This window comes from Clostridium sp. CCUG 7971, assembly GCF_017590215.1.
Classification (GTDB): Bacteria; Bacillota; Clostridia; order Peptostreptococcales; family Peptostreptococcaceae; genus Faecalimicrobium.
On sequence record NZ_JAFFPK010000137.1, the window covers coordinates 1 to 16,214 of the forward strand.

The window sequence follows — 16,214 nt, forward strand, 5'->3', positions numbered from 1 at the left end:
AAATAATATTGAGTTAGTTAAGCCGGGAAGTAGAGAATTCAAAGAATTAGGAATGTAATGATATATATAAGACCTTAGAATATTCTAAGGTCTTTTTTATTTTATCCTTTGTCTAGTTCTGAAGTATACAGTTTAAATTCTTCTAAAAATATCTCTGCAGCTTTAGATATAGTAATATTTTTAGGCAAAATATAAGAGAAATTATGAGTGTAAGAATCATCTAATTCAATTATAGAAAGTTCTTTATTTTTCACAGCAGGAGCAGCTACAAACCTAGACATAATAGTAATTCCTAGTCCATTTCTAACAGCCTCTTTAACAGCATAATTACTTCCCAAAACAATTACACCTTTAGGTACAATTTCGTTAGTTCCTAAAAACATATTAAAAAATTCTCGACACCCAGATCCATCTTCACGTACTATCCATTTTTTATCTTGCAACATATCTAAAGAAAAATCATTCTTAATTAAATTTGGGTTATATGGGAATGCTAGTACCATCTTATCTCTTAATAAATACTCTTGCGAAAAATTAGAGTAAGAAGAAATACCTTCTATAAGTCCAATATCTAGTGTTAAGTCTTTTAAACTAGAACAAATAGTTGATGTATTTTCTATAAAAATTTTAATATCGATATCTGGGAATTTTTTACAAAATGTAGTTAAAAACTTAGGGAGAATATATTCGCCTGTAGTTAAACTAGCACCGATTTTTAGATGACCTTTAATAGAATCAGAAGTATTTAAAACTTCCATAGAGGTTATATCTAAAAGATTAACTATCTCCTTAGCTCTCTTATATAAAGTGTAGCCGCTTTCTGTTATAAATATAGTTTTTTGTTTAACAGATCTATTTATTAATGTAACTCCAAAAGTATTTTCTAAATTTTTTATATGAGTACTGACGCTAGGTTGAGACAAGTTAAGATGCTCTCCAGCTTTAGTAAAATTTTTATACTCAACGACAGCGATGAATGTTTTTAATTCTTCAAACAATGATGTTACCTCCTAATTATTAGCATACTTAATAAATATATTATACACCTAATCATAAAAAAATTTAATAGTAATTATTTTTTTTATAAATTTTACTTATGATTAATAAAATTATATACTAATTACAGAGAATATATTAAGTCAGAAAGGAGTTATACATCATGTTAAATTATAAAGGTATTTTTAAAAGTATTAAAGAGATACTACCAGGATTTATAGTATCTTTAACTATAGGGATAGTAAGTATATTTATTTCGAAATTTGTACCAAAGTTAGGTGCAGCGACGATTTCAATATTTTTAGGTATGTTTATAGGTAATGTATTTTTAGGCCAAAAAGTATTTCAAAAAGGATATAAATTCTCAGAAACAGATCTGTTATCATATTCAATAGTATTATTAGGAGCGACTCTTAGTGTATCAACTTTAATGGAGTTAGGATTTAATGGAATTTTATTTATTGTTTTACAAATGTCAGTAACTATAGCTGGTGCATTATATATAGGTAAAAAATTAGGTTTCAGTCAAAATTTTAGATTTCTTATGGCGAGTGGAAATGCAGTATGTGGATCTTCTGCAATAGCCGCAACTGCTCCCGTTATTGATGCAGATGATAAGGATAAAGGAATAGCAATAACAATAGTTAATGTAACTGGAATATTTTTAATGTTTTTACTTCCAATTTTAACTCAAAAGCTATATAGCCATGAAGCAGTACAAACATCTGCGATGATAGGTGGAACGCTACAATCTGTAGGGCAAGTAGTTGCAAGTGGAGCTATGGTAAGTGAAGGAGTGAAAGATTTATCTACAATATTTAAAATAGTAAGAGTTATATTATTAGTTGGAGTAGTATTCTTATTTGGTCATTTAAAGAATAAAACTAATCATGATATATTAGAAGAAGAAATAGAAGATACTAAAAAAGGAAAAATAAAAGTACCTTGGTATGTAATAGGTTTCTTTGTAACTTGTGCTTTATTTTCTACTAATATAATATCTCCACAAGTATCAGAAATCTGCAAATCATTAAGTAATAAATTTGAAATAATAGCATTAGCAGCAATAGGATTAAGAGTCAACATAAAAGATTTAATAAAACAGGGAAAAGCTGTATCGCTATACGGATTATTTGTTGGTATACTACAAGTAATAACAGCTATAACTTTAATAGGAATATTATTATAAGAATATCTATATAGATATTCTTTTTTTATTTAGACAACTATAAATTAATTTTATTAATTATAGATTTATAATTAATTTTACTTATAATAAAAATGAATGTATACTATAAAGGGAAATTATTACACAAAAGGAAGGGCAATGTTATTTATGACAAAAGAAAGTAAAATAATGAACAAGATGAAAGAAATACTACCAGGATTTATAGTATCCTTATTGGTAGCATTAATAAGTATACAACTTTCAAATATAATACCTAAAATTGGTGCAGCAACTATATCTATATTTTTAGGTATTGTAGTAGGAAATTTATTTTTAGGACAAAAAGTATTTCAAAGTGGATATAAATTCTCTGAAAGTAATTTGTTATCATACTCAATAGTTTTACTTGGGGGAACCTTAAGCGTATCTAAGTTGATGGAACTTGGATTAAATGGAATACTATTTGTTATAATACAAATGACAATAACGATAGTTGGGGCGTTATATATAGGTAAAAAACTGGGGTTTGATCAAAACTTTAGGTTTCTTATGGCAAGTGGAAATGCAGTATGTGGTTCATCTGCAATAGCTGCAACTGCACCTGTAATTGATGCAAATGATAAAGATAAAGGAATATCTATAACTGTAGTAAATGTAACGGGAATATTCTTAATGTTTTTATTACCATTGATTTCAGGATATTTATACAATCATGAAACTATACAAACATCAGCTATGATAGGTGGAACACTACAATCAGTAGGACAAGTAGTAGCAAGTGGCGCTATGGTAAATGAAGGTGTAAAAGATTTAGCAACAATATTTAAGATAGTAAGGGTTATAATGCTAGTTGTGGTAGTATTTATATTTGGTCACTTAAAACATAAGACTAATACTGAAATAGTTGCAGAAGAAATAGTTGATACAAAAAAAGGAAAGATAAAAATACCATGGTATGTAATAGGATTTTTTATAACATGTGCTTTATTTTCTTTAAATATTATAACTCCAGAAGTTTCAGATATATTTAAAAAGATAAGTCATAACTTCGAAATAATAGCATTAGCTGCGATAGGTCTTAAGGTAAATATAAAAGACTTAATACAGCAAGGTAGGGCAGTATCATTATATGGTTTATTTGTAGGTACGCTTCAAGTTGTATCCGTTATGGTTTTAATAAATGTATTTTTATAAAATTTAGATTGGCTTAAATTAAAAAAGTATTAGGAGTGTAGTAAACTACATTCCTAATACTTTTTTTATTTCATCGCATAATAAATCAAGATGTTCTGGATTTTTTATTAGATCAACTTCATTTATATTTACATATAAAACTGGAGATTGATCATACTCTCCTATCCATCTTTCGTATCTATTGTGAAGATTTCTCCAATAATCTATATCAACAGATTTCTCCATTTCACGTCCTCTAAGGCTTATTCTATTAACTATAGTATCTATAGAACCATTTAAGTATATCATTAAGTCCGGTCTTCTTAAATAAGGCACCATATCATTGAATAAATCTCTGTAAGTTATATAATCTCTTTTGCTCATTTTTCCGTTATCAAATAAGTTTCTAGCAAATATTTCTACATCTTCATATATACTTCTGTCTTGTATGTTATTTAACCCGTTAGTATCTATTTCCTTTTGTTGCTTAAATCTTTGAGCAAGGAAGTATAATTGTAAGTGGAATCCCCATTTTTCTTGATCTAAATAAAAATCTTCTAAGTATGGATTTCCATCAACTTTTTCGTAGTGAGTTTCAAATCCTAATCTTTCACCAACTAATTTTGTCAAAGTTGACTTTCCCGCTCCAACATTTCCGGCTACTGTTATAAATAAGTCTCTGTTTAAAGGCTTATTGCACTGGTTTACTAATTTAAACATTACGCTTGTCCTCCTAAGGTCTTTATTGCTTCTTCTACTTTATTTATTATAGATTGCCTGTCCTTATCATTATTTAAGAAATCTAAATCTGAGTTATCGACTTCTATTATAAGAGGCTCTTTACCCATAAAGTTATGTTTTATAGATAATGGATCGAAATAATATTTATACTCTAATCTTAGTTCATTTATATAATCTCTAGCCATTTGTCTTTCGAAACTTCTATCTCTCATAGCTATTCTTTTCATTAAAACATCCGTATCTGAATTTAAATATATTATTATATCTGGCTGAGGTAAATCGTTAACGAAAATATTATACATTTGCTTATATCTATGAAACTCCATCTTATCAAGAGTTATTCCTGCAAATATAAGATTTTTTATAATATGGTAATCACTAACCACGCCTTGAGAATTGCTTAATACATCTTTTTCTATATCACTTAATTGTTTTAATCTATTAAATAGAAAAAATGCTTCTGTTTGTAAAGCATATTCTTTAATATCCGTATAAAATTTCGATAAAAAAGGATTTTCTTCAACTATTTCTCTTAAAAGAGTATAGCCAAATGGTCATTAAGTATAGTTGCAAGTGTAGTTTTACCTACGCCTATAGGACCTTCTATTGCAATAAATATACCTCTACTGTTCATTTAAAATCACCCTCTAAAAATAATGTCTTATGTATTTTATCAAAAAAATATTTTAAATTCTACTCTAGACTTTTAAAATTATATTTGTATATACAAAAATAGTTTATTTAATTTACACGAAAATAGGGTAAATTAATAGTATTAACAATTATTACATAGATATAAAGGAGTAAAAAAAAATGAATGTTTATGAAAAAGATAATTCAGTAATATTAGAGGGAGTAGCAGATTTTGATTCAAAGCATATATTTGAATGTGGGCAATGCTTTAGATGGCACAAAGAAGATAATGGATCTTATACAGGTGTTGCTAAAGGAAAAGTTATAAATGTATTAAGAGAAAATGATAAAATTTATTTAAATAACACTAATTTAGAGGATTTCAATAACATTTGGTATAATTACTTTGATTTAGGAACAAATTACACCGATATAAAAAATACTTTAAAAAATATGGATGAATACTTAGATAAAGCTTGCGATTTTGGATGGGGAATAAGAATACTTAGACAAGATGGATGGGAAATGCTTATTTCATTTATTATTTCTTCTAATAATAGAATTCCTATGATACAAAAAGCTATAGAAAATTTATCTAGGAATTTTGGAAAATACATAGGGAACTATAATGGTAAAGATTATTATGCATTTCCAACACCAGAAGAGCTAAATAAAGCAACAGTAGAAGAAATAAGAGCTTGTCAAACTGGATTTAGAGATAAGTATATAAAAAGCACTACTGAAAGAGTGGTAGAAAATAATGAGAATGTATCGAAATATTCAAGCTTAAGCACAGACGAATGTATAAAAGAATTAACTAAGTTTAACGGAGTAGGTCCGAAGGTAGCAGATTGTATAGCATTATTTGGTATGACTAAAATAGATACTTTCCCTGTTGACGTCTGGGTTAAGAGGGTTATGCAAGAATTCTATGTAGAAGAGGATATGAGTTTGCCTAAAATAAGAAAGTACGCAATTGATAAATTTAAAGATCTATCTGGATATGCCCAACAATATTTATTCTATTATGCAAGAGAGCTTGGAATAGGAAGATAACTAAAAGAGGGATGAAACATGAGTGTTGTAGGTATTTTATTTTTAGGTTATTTGATTATATCATATTTAGCTAGTGCAGCAATTTCAATGGTTATTATACTTGAGAATAGAGACCCTGCTAGAACTGTAACATGGTTATTAATATTTTTACTACTTCCAGGAGTAGGGTTATTAATATATGCAGTATTTGGTAGAAATATAAGAAAAATAAAAATATTTAAAACTCAAAAGTTAGCAAATGACATAAAAGAAGAAAAATTATTTGAAAATCTAGAAGAAATACAAGAATTAGTAAAATTAGAACAAGACTCAATAAAAGAAAGAAGTTTAGCAGACGATGAACTAGCAGATTATTCAAAAAAGAGAGTAATAAGTTTACTATTAAATACAGGCATGTTTCCATTTACAACTAATAATAATATAGATGTTTATATAGATGGGAATCAAAAATTTGAAAATCTTATAAAAGATATTAAATCGGCTAAAGATCATATACATTTAGAGTACTTTATAATAAAAGATAGTGAAATAGGTAGAAAAATAAGAGATTTATTAATAGAGAAAGCTAAAGAAGGGGTAAAAATAAGAATTCTATATGATGATGTTGGATGTTGGAGGTTTTGGTTCCATAGAAAATTTTTCAATGAAATGAAAAAGCATGGAATTGATATAATGCCATTTTTACCAGCCAAGTTTCCTATAATAGGAAGTAAGTTAAATTATAGAAATCATAGAAAAATAGTAGTTATAGATGGAAAAGTAGGATATACAGGTGGTATTAATATTGGTGATGAGTATGTGGGTAAAAATAAGAAATTTGGATATTGGAGAGATACCCATATAAGAATAGAAGGAACATCAGTATATTTACTTCAAATGACATTTTTAATAGATTGGTACTATACTACTAAAGAAATTATATTAATAAAAAAATACTTCCCGAAAATGAGCTATTGTGGTGACAGTATGGTTCAAGTAGTAGCAAGCGGTCCAGATAGTGATTGGGAAGCTATACATTATGCATATTTTTCTGCAATATGCCAAGCTAAAAAGAATATATATATAGAAACTCCGTACTTTATTCCAGATGAGAGTATATTAAGAGCTCTTAAAAGTGCTGCACTTAGTGGTGTAGATGTAAGAATTATATTCCCTAAAATAGCTGACCATAAAATGGTGAATAGTGCATCATACTCATACTTTACAGATATATTAAAATCTGGAGGAAAAGTTTATTTATATACTAAAGGATTTATACACTCTAAGATAGTAATAATAGATGATAAGATATCGTCTACTGGATCTGCTAACATGGATTTAAGAAGTTTTATGCTTAATTTTGAAATAAATGCATTTATATATGATAAAGATGTTATAGAAATAATGACTAAAGATTTCTTTGAAGATATGAAAAATAGTGAAGAATTAGATGAAAGTGATTTTGAGAATAGAAATATAATTATAAAGGCTAAAGAGTCAATATCTAGGTTATTTTCGCCAATATTATAAAAAATTTCTATGTGTTATAAAAAATAGTTGAAACTTATTAGCAATTAATATACTATAATAATTGTTAGCACTCTATTGTTTAGAGTGATAAAAAAGCTCGCAAACGCGTTGCTCAAATTATTATAGTATTTATTTTTGGCTATAAATATTTAAAAATGATAACATGGAATTTAAAATTCCTTTAATAATACAAATAAATCACTAGGAGGTAGAGATTATGAAAATAAGACCATTAGCTGATAGAGTAGTTATAAAAAAAATAGAAGCCCAGGAAAAAACTGCAAGTGGAATAGTTTTACCAGGTGCGGCTAAGGAACAACCTCAAATGGCTGAAGTTGTAGAAGTTGGACCAGGTGGTATTGTTGATGGAAAAGAAATAGTTATGGAATTAAAAGTAAATGATAAGGTAATATTTACAAAATATGCAGGTACAGAAGTTAAAATAGAAGGTAAAGAATACACAATATTAAGACAAAGTGATATATTGGCTGTAATAGAATAATTTTATTAGGAGGGGTTAAAAATGGCTAAAGAAATTAAATTTGCTCAAGATTCAAGAAAAGCTTTAGAAGCTGGTGTAAATAAATTAGCAGATACAGTAAAAGTTACATTAGGACCTAAAGGAAGAAATGTAATATTAGATAAAAAATTTGGTGCACCTCTAATAACTAATGATGGTGTTACAATAGCTAAAGAAATAGAGTTAGAAGATAGATTTGAAAATATGGGAGCACAATTAGTTAAGGAAGTTGCCACTAAGACTAATGATGTTGCAGGGGATGGTACTACAACTGCTACAGTACTTGCTCAAGCTATAATAAGAGAAGGGCTAAAAAATGTAACAGCGGGTGCTAATCCAGTACTTATAAGAAAAGGAATGCAAAAAGCAGTTGATGTTGCTGTTGCTGAATTAAAATCTCAATCGAGAACTATAGAAACTAAAGAGTCTATATCTCAAATAGCTTCTATATCTGCTGGAGATGAAGAAGTAGGTAAGTTAATAGCAGAGGCTATGGAAGTAGTAGGAAGAGATGGAGTTATAACAGTTGAAGAATCAAAAACTATGCACACTGAATTAGAAACAGTTGAAGGTATGCAATTTGATAGAGGGTTTGTTTCTGCATACATGGTAACAGATGTTGATAAAATGGAAGCTGTTTTAAATGACCCATATATATTAATAACAGATAAGAAAATATCTAACATACAAGAAATATTACCAGTTCTAGAACAAATAGTTCAACAAGGTAAAAAATTATTAATAATAGCTGAAGATGTAGATGGAGAAGCATTATCTACATTAGTAGTTAATAAATTAAGAGGAACATTTGAAGTTGTAGCTGTTAAAGCTCCAGGATTTGGAGATAGAAGAAAAGCTATGCTAGAAGATATAGCTACACTTACAGGTGGTAAAGTAATATCTGAAGAATTAGGATATGAATTAAAAGAAGCTGATGTAACTATGCTAGGTAGAGCATCTTCTGTTAAAGTAGCAAAAGAATCTACTACTATAGTTGATGGATATGGTGATAAAACTGCTATACAAAATAGAGTAAACCAAATAAAGAACCAAGTAGAACAAACTACTTCAGAATTTGATAAAGAAAAGTTAATGGAGAGATTAGCTAAACTTGCTGGTGGAGTAGCTGTTGTAAAAGTTGGAGCTGCTACAGAAGTTGAAATGAAAGAAAAGAAATTAAGAATAGAAGATGCACTTAATGCTACAAGAGCAGGTGTTGAAGAAGGAATGGTAGCTGGTGGAGGTACTGCGTATGTAAGTGTTATACCAGCATTAGATAAACTAGTTGAAGAACTTGATGGTGAAGTTAAAATTGGAGCTAGAATAATAAGAAAATCTTTAGAAGAACCATTAAGACAAATAGCTAAAAATGCAGGTCTTGAAGGAGCTGTAATAATACAAAACGTTATGAGTGAAGATCCTGAAATAGGATTTGACGCTTTAAATGAAAAATATGTAAATATGATAGAAGCTGGGATAGTTGACCCTACTAAGGTTACTAGAACAGCTCTACAAAATGCTGCATCGATAGCAGGAGTATTCTTAACTACAGAAGCTGCTGTTGCTGATCTTCCATCAAAAGATGAACCTATTCCAGGAATGGGTGGCGGTATGCCGGGAATGATGTAATTTAACAATGCATATATTAGAAGGAGTAACTATTGTTACTCCTTTTATAATACAAAAATTCGATTTGTCCATTTTGTTCAAGTAGTTCTCAATACATTGCTCAAACGACTGTGTATGTTGATCCAAATTAGTAGATGGTATTATAAAAGATATCTATTAATAACAACTACTAATACTAAAATGTGGTAAAATTATTTTAAAGTCAATTATAAAGAGGTAAAAATATGGATTTAAGAGAGTTACTTCAGGATGTAAAAAATAACCAAATAAATATAGATGAAGCTTTAGGGAAGCTTAAAAACTTACCATATGAAGATTTAGGATATGCAAATATAGACCATCACAGGGAAATAAGAAATGGATACCCAGAAGTTATATATTGCGAAGGAAAAAGTGATGACCATATACTAGGTATAATAGAGAAAATGAATGAAAAAGGATCTAATATACTTGGGACTAGATGTAGAAAAGAAACATTTGAAAAAATAAGAGTAATTTATAAAAATGCAGAGTATGAAGAATTGTCAAAAATATTAAAAATACAAAACCATGAAATTTTACATAAAGGAAAAGGTAAAATTGTAATAGTAAGTGGTGGAACATCTGATATACCAGTTTCTGATGAAGCTTATTATACAGCTAAATTTTTAGGAAATGAAGTAGAAAGGGTTTATGATGTTGGGGTAGCGGGCATACATAGACTTCTTAATAAAAAACATATATTAGATGAAGCAAGAGTGGTTATAGCTGTTGCAGGTATGGAAGGGGCCTTACCAAGTGTAGTCGGAGGACTTATTGATGTTCCTGTTATAGCTGTTCCTACATCTGTAGGTTACGGAGCTAATTTTGGAGGATTATCAGCTCTTCTTACTATGCTAAATAGCTGTGCATCAGGAATTTCAGTAGTTAATATAGATAATGGTTTCGGTGCTGGGTACTTGGCATCTATGATAAATAAATTAAAATAGTTGAGTTCAAGGAGAAAAAAATGAAAGAAAGAATACTTTATTTTGATATAGTAAATGGAATATCAGGGGATATGACACTAGCAAGTTTATTGAATTTAGGAGTTCCAACAGATATATTTTTAGAAGAATTAAAAAAACTTAGTATATACAATGAATGTGAGTTAAAGATAACTTCTAAAAATGAAAGTGGAATAGTAGGAACTAATGTAGAAGTTATAACACAGGAAACCAATGTACATAAACACTTAGTAGATATATTTGAAATTATAGATGAAAGTACCTTAAATGAGAACGTAAAGAGTATGGCAAAGAAAATATTTATGATAATAGGAGAAGCTGAGGCGAAGGTTCATGGAACTACTATAGATAAGATACATTTTCATGAGGTTGGAGCAATAGACTCAATTATAGATATAGTAGGAGCCTCTATATTAATAGATTTATTATGTATAGATAAAATATGCTCAACCTCTGTTCCGGTAGGTTCAGGATTTGTAAAATGTGATCATGGAATAATGCCAGTACCAGCTCCTGCTACAATGGAAATATTAAAAGGAGTTCCAATTAAATTAAATACAGTTAAAGGTGAATGTAGTACTCCAACGGGAGCTGCTATAATAAAAGCTTTATGTGATGAATTCGTAGATATATTAGAATTTGAAGTAAATCAGATTGGTTATGGAATTGGACAGAAAAAATTTGAGCTGCCAAATATATTAAGAACTGTTATAGGTGTAAAAAAAAACAAGAAGTAATTTATGAAATAAACACGAACATTGATGATATGTCACAAGAAATATACTCATATCTTTATGACAAGATTTTAGATGCGGGAGCTTTAGATGTTTATACAGAAAGTATATATATGAAAAAAAATAGACCGGCAAATAAAATTACTATATTATGTGAAGAAAATGATTTGGAGAAATTTGTAGAAATATTAATTACAGAAACTAGTACATTTGGAGTAAGATATCATAAATATAATAGAGAGAGACTAAAGAGAAAATTTGCTAAAATAGATACAATATACGGTGAAATAAGTATCAAACTAGGCTATTACAATGATAAGCTAATTAAGGTTACACCTGAGTATGAAGATTGCAAAATAATTAGCAAAAACACAGGAATACCATTTCATCAATTGATATATAAAATAAACTGTATTATAAATGAAAAATTTGACGTAAAATTATTGACATAACTTATAAATTTTGATAAATTAGTAGTCACTAAAAGAAATTATATGTTTATAACTAAATAACAATATGTCACTCGTATATACTCGGAAATATGGTCTGAGAGTTTCTACCGAGATACCGTAAATGTCTCGACTATGAGTGAAATTATTATAGCAGAATATCTAGATCAAGTAAATTTGTAGGCTGATTATATATCCCTATAGGTTAGCTATAAGTAGAGATATTTTGGAAACCTGTATAGTAATTTCACTTTTATGAGAATAAGAATAGAAGTTAATATACAGGTTTTTTGTATCTTAATTTAAGACGAACAAAAAAACAAAAAAAATATTTTAAATTCGTATAAAATATATATAATAAGAGAAGGGAGAACTACTATGGCAACTATATTAAAAGAAGGTTTAACGTTTGATGATGTTTTATTAGTTCCACAAAAATCTGAAGTACTACCTAAGGATGTTAATATAGAGACTTACTTAACTAAAACAATAAAATTAAATATTCCTCTAATGAGTGCAGGTATGGATACTGTTACAGAATCTAAGATGGCTATATCAATGGCTAGACAAGGTGGTATAGGTATAATACACAAAAATATGTCTATAGAGGAACAAGCATTAGAAGTAGATAAAGTAAAAAGAAGTGAAAGTGGAGTAATAGTAGATCCTTTCTACTTATCAAAAAATCATACTATACAAGATGCTGATGATATAATGGCGAGATACAAAATATCAGGTGTGCCTATAGTAGATGAAGATAATAAATTAATAGGAATAATAACTAATAGAGATATAAAGTTTGAAGATGATATGACTAAGAGTATAGAAGATGCTATGACTAAAGAAAACTTAGTTACAGCTAAAGAAGGAGTAGATTTAGCTGAAGCTCAACAAATACTTAAAAAACATAAAATAGAAAAATTACCTATAGTAGATGATGAAGGTCATTTAAAAGGTTTAATCACTATAAAAGATATAGAAAAGAAAATACAATATCCTAATTCGGCTAAAGATTCGCATGGCAGATTATTATGTGGAGCTGCAGTAGGAATAAGTGCAGACCTAATGGATAGAGTAGATGCTTTAGTTAAAGCTAATGTAGATGCAATAGTATTAGATAGTGCACATGGTCATTCTAAAGGGGTTATGGATGCTGTTATAAAAGTAAAAAACGCTCATCCACAGCTTCAAGTTATAGCAGGAAATGTAGCTACACCAGAAGCAACAGAGGACTTAATAAAAGCTGGAGCAGATTGTGTTAAAGTTGGTATAGGACCTGGTTCAATATGTACTACAAGGGTTGTAGCAGGTATAGGGGTACCTCAATTAACAGCTGTAATGGATTGTGCAGAAGTTGGTAAGAGATATGGAATACCAGTAATAGCAGATGGAGGAATTAAATTCTCTGGAGATATAGTTAAAGCATTAGCAGGTGGAGCATCAGTATGTATGATGGGATCATTATTTGCAGGTACAGAAGAAAGTCCAGGAGAAACAGTTCTTTATAGAGGTAGATCATACAAGACTTACAGAGGTATGGGATCTATAGGAGCTATGGAAAAAGGATCTAAAGATAGATACTTCCAAAATGATGCTAAGAAGTTAGTTCCAGAAGGTGTTGAAGGAATGGTAGCATATAAAGGAAAAGCGGAAGATATAATATACCAAATGATAGGTGGTATAAGAGCTGGTATGGGATACTGTGGAGCACCGACATTAAACGATTTAGCAGAAAATGCAGGATTTGTTAAGATCACAGCAGCATCTTTAAAAGAAAGTCATCCACATGATATAACAATAAGTAAAGAAGCGCCAAACTACAGTATGCAAGGGGAGATATAATATGAAGCATGAATTAGTACTTGTTGTTGACTTCGGAGGTCAATACAATCAATTAATAGCAAGAAGAGTTAGAGAAAACAACGTATATTGTGAAATAATACCGTATACTACAGATATAGAAAAAATAAAAGCAATGAATCCTAAAGGAATAATATTCACAGGTGGACCTAATAGTGCTTACCTAGAAAATTCACCTAAAATAGCTAAAGAAATATTTGAAATAGGGGTACCTATACTTGGAATATGCTATGGTATACAAGTAATGAGTCATATACTTGGTGGTAACGTAAGAAAAGGAAACACTAGTGAAAAAGAATACGGAAAAACAGAAATAACTTATAATGAATCAGCTATATTTGAAGGAATATCTACAAATATAGTATGGATGAGTCATACTGATTTAATAGACAAGCTTCCACAAGGATTTAAATCAATAGCTCAAACTAAAGATTGTCCAGTTGCAGCTATGGAACATACAGAAAATAAATTATATGGAGTACAATTCCATCCAGAAGTTGAGCATTGTCAAGAAGGAGATAAAGTACTTAGAAACTTCTTATACAATGTTTGTGAGGTAAGTGGAGATTGGACTACAGATTCATTTATAAATGATAAAATAAAAGAATTAAAAGAAAGAATCGGAGATAAGAAAGTATTGTGTGCTTTAAGTGGTGGAGTTGATTCATCAGTAGCAGCAGTACTTGTTCATAAAGCAATAGGAGATAACTTAACTTGCGTATTTGTTGATCATGGTTTACTTAGAAAAAATGAAGGTAATGATGTAGAAAGAATATTTAGAGATAAGTTTGATATGAACTTAATAAGAGTTAACTGTGAAGATAGATTCTTAGGTAAGTTAAAAGGCGTAACAGAACCAGAAGCTAAGAGAAAAATAATAGGTGAAGAATTCATAAGAGTATTTGAAGAAGAATCAAATAAACTTGGAAAAATGGACTTCTTGGTTCAAGGAACTATATACCCAGACGTAGTTGAAAGTGGACACGGAGAAGCTGCAACTATTAAATCTCACCACAATGTTGGTGGAATACCTGAAGATATAGAATTCCAAATAGTAGAACCGTTAAGAGAACTATTCAAAGATGAAGTTAGAAAAATAGGTTTAGAATTAGGTATAGACGAAGACTTAATATTTAGACATCCATTCCCAGGACCAGGCCTTGGAATAAGAGTTATAGGTGAAGTAACTAAAGAAAAATGTGATATATTAAGAGAAGCAGATGCTATATATATGGATATATTAAGAGAACATGGATTATATAAAGAAATATGGCAAGCATTCGCTACTTTACCAGATGTAAAAACAGTTGGAGTTATGGGAGATGAAAGAACTTATGCTTACTTAGTAGGTATAAGAGCGGTAACATCTTCTGACGGAATGACTTCAGATTGGTATAAAATGCCTTATGATGTATTAGAAAAGATATCTAATAGAATAGTAAATGAAGTTGATGGAGCAAACAGAGTAGTTTATGACATAACTTCAAAACCACCAGGAACAATAGAGTGGGAATAAAAATAAAATAGAACAATTAATGTATCGAGGTATATGATTATAAATATTTACCTCGATACTCTGTTTTATGATACAAATGTATACAATATTCAGAAAACAATACTATTATATATATAAACAACTGAAAAAGTAAATATATAGAATATAAATTGAAAATATTATGCAATATATAGACATATTGAAATATTTAAGACGCCAGGAGGAATAATATGAAATTTAAGAAATTATTATCATTAGGAACAGCAGTTGTAGTATCATCAGCTATGTTAGTTGGATGTGGTAACGGAGATTCTAAAAAAGAATCAAGTAAAGCTATAAAGGTAGGTATGGTAACAGATGTTGGAGGTATAAATGATGAATCATTTAACCAATCTGCTTATGAGGGTCTAAAAAAAGCTGAAAAGGAATTAGGTATAGAAGTAAAAGTAATAGAATCAAAACAAGCATCTGAATACATAACTAATTTAGAAAGTCTTGCTGACCAAGATATGGATTTAATCATAGGTGTAGGAAACACTATGAAAGATGATATTAAAAAAGAAGCTGAAAACTATTCAGATCAAAACTTTGCTATAGTAGATGAAACTTATGATGAAATACCATCAAATGTAACGCCTATATTATTTAGAGAAAATGAAGCTACATACTTAGCAGGTCTTATAGCAGGAAGAATGACCAAAACTAATAATATAGGATTTATAGGTGGAATGCAAAATCCAGTTATATCTAGATTTGAATATGGATTCAGAGCTGGTATAAAAGAATCTAACAAAGATGCAGATGTAAAAGTTCAATATGCTGGTACTTTTGGTGATGCAGCTAAGGGTAAATCAATAGCTAATCAAATGTATAATAGTAATGTAGATATAATACTTCCTGCAGCAGGTGGTACAGGATTAGGTGCTATAGAATCTGCGAAAGAGCAAAAGAAATTTGCAATAGGTGTTGATAGAGACCAAAGTAACTTAGCTCCAGATAATATGTTAACTTCAGCATTAAAGAAAGTTAATGTTGGTGTATATGATACAGTAAAAGAATTAGTTGAAGGTAAATTAAAAGGTGGATCAGAAAAAGTATACGGACTTAGAGAAGATGGTGTTGGTATAGTTGAATCTAAATTAATACCAAAAGATGTATTAGAATATGTAAATGGAATAAAAGAAAAAATAGTAAAAGGTGAAATAAAAGTACCTGCAAATGAAAAAGAATTTAATGCTACACAAAAATAAATAATAAAAAAGCCT

Annotated in this window: 15 protein-coding genes and 1 riboswitch; of the genes, 12 read left to right on the plus strand and 3 right to left on the minus strand. The window is 29.3% G+C overall.

What is annotated here, in order from left to right:
- Window positions 1-101: 101 nt before the first annotated feature.
- On the minus strand, window positions 102-998 hold the full coding sequence (locus JWF52_RS15925) for a LysR family transcriptional regulator (RefSeq protein WP_208334502.1): 897 nt from the start codon (window positions 996-998) through the stop codon (window positions 102-104).
- 161 nt (window positions 999-1,159) lie between these two features.
- On the opposite strand from JWF52_RS15925, the gene JWF52_RS15930 reads away from it, so the two are divergent.
- Together JWF52_RS15930 and JWF52_RS15935 are read left to right on the plus strand one after the other, a co-directional pair.
- Entirely contained in the window at window positions 1,160-2,185 is a 1,026-nt protein-coding gene (locus JWF52_RS15930) for a YeiH family protein (protein WP_208334503.1), read from the plus strand.
- Between the two features lie 168 nt (window positions 2,186-2,353).
- Window positions 2,354-3,358, plus strand: coding sequence for a YeiH family protein (locus tag JWF52_RS15935; RefSeq protein WP_353654962.1), 1,005 nt, complete (start codon window positions 2,354-2,356; stop codon window positions 3,356-3,358).
- Window positions 3,359-3,403: 45 nt separating this feature from the next.
- Here the strand turns inward: JWF52_RS15935 and JWF52_RS15940 are convergent, their stop codons facing one another.
- Together JWF52_RS15940 and JWF52_RS15945 are read right to left on the minus strand one after the other, a co-directional pair.
- Window positions 3,404-4,057: a deoxynucleoside kinase gene (locus JWF52_RS15940; protein WP_208334505.1), complete on the minus strand. Its 654-nt coding sequence runs from the start codon at window positions 4,055-4,057 to the stop codon at window positions 3,404-3,406.
- Window positions 4,057-4,605, minus strand: coding sequence for a deoxynucleoside kinase (locus tag JWF52_RS15945; RefSeq protein ID WP_353654964.1), 549 nt, complete (start codon window positions 4,603-4,605; stop codon window positions 4,057-4,059). The genes JWF52_RS15940 and JWF52_RS15945 overlap by 1 nt, the downstream gene beginning before the upstream one ends.
- Window positions 4,606-4,891: 286 nt before the next feature.
- Between JWF52_RS15945 and JWF52_RS15950 the strand changes: the two genes are divergently transcribed.
- The 10 genes from JWF52_RS15950 to JWF52_RS15995 all read left to right on the plus strand — a co-directional run bounded on the left by JWF52_RS15950 (window position 4,892) and on the right by JWF52_RS15995 (window position 16,199).
- Window positions 4,892-5,767 carry a DNA-3-methyladenine glycosylase family protein gene (locus JWF52_RS15950; protein ID WP_208334506.1) on the plus strand — a complete coding sequence of 292 codons (876 nt, stop codon included), beginning with the start codon at window positions 4,892-4,894 and terminating at the stop codon, window positions 5,765-5,767.
- An 18-nt stretch (window positions 5,768-5,785) separates the two neighbouring features.
- Window positions 5,786-7,276 (plus strand): cardiolipin synthase, encoded by a 1,491-nt coding sequence (cls, locus tag JWF52_RS15955; RefSeq protein ID WP_208334507.1) that lies wholly within the window; start codon window positions 5,786-5,788, stop codon window positions 7,274-7,276.
- Window positions 7,277-7,493: 217 nt separating this feature from the next.
- Window positions 7,494-7,778 (plus strand): co-chaperone GroES, encoded by a 285-nt coding sequence (locus tag JWF52_RS15960; RefSeq protein ID WP_208334508.1) that lies wholly within the window; start codon window positions 7,494-7,496, stop codon window positions 7,776-7,778.
- A 21-nt stretch (window positions 7,779-7,799) separates the two neighbouring features.
- Entirely contained in the window at window positions 7,800-9,425 is a 1,626-nt protein-coding gene (gene groL, locus JWF52_RS15965; protein ID WP_208334509.1) for a chaperonin GroEL, read from the plus strand.
- A 224-nt stretch (window positions 9,426-9,649) separates the two neighbouring features.
- The gene (gene larB, locus JWF52_RS15970) at window positions 9,650-10,393 is read left to right on the plus strand and encodes a nickel pincer cofactor biosynthesis protein LarB (RefSeq protein WP_208334510.1); all 744 of its coding nucleotides are present in this window, start codon (window positions 9,650-9,652) and stop codon (window positions 10,391-10,393) included.
- Between the two features lie 20 nt (window positions 10,394-10,413).
- Window positions 10,414-11,148 (plus strand): nickel pincer cofactor biosynthesis protein LarC, encoded by a 735-nt coding sequence (gene larC, locus JWF52_RS19895; RefSeq protein WP_208334511.1) that lies wholly within the window; start codon window positions 10,414-10,416, stop codon window positions 11,146-11,148.
- A gap of 29 nt (window positions 11,149-11,177) precedes the next feature.
- A complete protein-coding gene (larC2, locus tag JWF52_RS19900) occupies window positions 11,178-11,597 on the plus strand; it encodes a nickel pincer cofactor biosynthesis protein LarC2 (protein WP_502711267.1) in 420 nt (139 codons plus the stop codon).
- Between the two features lie 51 nt (window positions 11,598-11,648).
- Window positions 11,649-11,750: riboswitch (purine riboswitch) on the plus strand.
- 222 nt (window positions 11,751-11,972) lie between these two features.
- Window positions 11,973-13,436 (plus strand): IMP dehydrogenase, encoded by a 1,464-nt coding sequence (gene guaB, locus JWF52_RS15985; RefSeq protein ID WP_208334512.1) that lies wholly within the window; start codon window positions 11,973-11,975, stop codon window positions 13,434-13,436.
- A gap of 1 nt (window position 13,437) precedes the next feature.
- Complete coding sequence (gene guaA / locus JWF52_RS15990) at window positions 13,438-14,970, plus strand: glutamine-hydrolyzing GMP synthase (protein ID WP_208334513.1); 1,533 nt, start codon at window positions 13,438-13,440, stop codon at window positions 14,968-14,970.
- A gap of 209 nt (window positions 14,971-15,179) precedes the next feature.
- A complete protein-coding gene (locus JWF52_RS15995) occupies window positions 15,180-16,199 on the plus strand; it encodes a BMP family lipoprotein (protein ID WP_208334514.1) in 1,020 nt (339 codons plus the stop codon).
- The last annotated feature ends 15 nt before the right edge of the window (window positions 16,200-16,214 follow it).

Bases quoted from the DNA above. Each gene is read 5' to 3' on its own strand.
- JWF52_RS15930 (WP_208334503.1), top strand. From the start codon at position 1,160: ATGTTAAATTATAAAGGTATTTTTAAAAGTATTAAAGAGATACTACCA.
- JWF52_RS15935 (WP_353654962.1), top strand. From the start codon at position 2,354: ATGAACAAGATGAAAGAAATACTACCAGGATTTATAGTATCCTTATTG.
- JWF52_RS15940 (WP_208334505.1), bottom strand. From the start codon at position 4,057: ATGTTTAAATTAGTAAACCAGTGCAATAAGCCTTTAAACAGAGACTTA.
- JWF52_RS15950 (WP_208334506.1), top strand. From the start codon at position 4,892: ATGAATGTTTATGAAAAAGATAATTCAGTAATATTAGAGGGAGTAGCA.
- cls (WP_208334507.1), top strand. From the start codon at position 5,786: ATGAGTGTTGTAGGTATTTTATTTTTAGGTTATTTGATTATATCATAT.
- JWF52_RS15960 (WP_208334508.1), top strand. From the start codon at position 7,494: ATGAAAATAAGACCATTAGCTGATAGAGTAGTTATAAAAAAAATAGAA.
- groL (WP_208334509.1), top strand. From the start codon at position 7,800: ATGGCTAAAGAAATTAAATTTGCTCAAGATTCAAGAAAAGCTTTAGAA.
- larB (WP_208334510.1), top strand. From the start codon at position 9,650: ATGGATTTAAGAGAGTTACTTCAGGATGTAAAAAATAACCAAATAAAT.
- larC (WP_208334511.1), top strand. From the start codon at position 10,414: ATGAAAGAAAGAATACTTTATTTTGATATAGTAAATGGAATATCAGGG.
- larC2 (WP_502711267.1), top strand. From the start codon at position 11,178: ATGTCACAAGAAATATACTCATATCTTTATGACAAGATTTTAGATGCG.
- guaB (WP_208334512.1), top strand. From the start codon at position 11,973: ATGGCAACTATATTAAAAGAAGGTTTAACGTTTGATGATGTTTTATTA.
- guaA (WP_208334513.1), top strand. From the start codon at position 13,438: ATGAAGCATGAATTAGTACTTGTTGTTGACTTCGGAGGTCAATACAAT.
- JWF52_RS15995 (WP_208334514.1), top strand. From the start codon at position 15,180: ATGAAATTTAAGAAATTATTATCATTAGGAACAGCAGTTGTAGTATCA.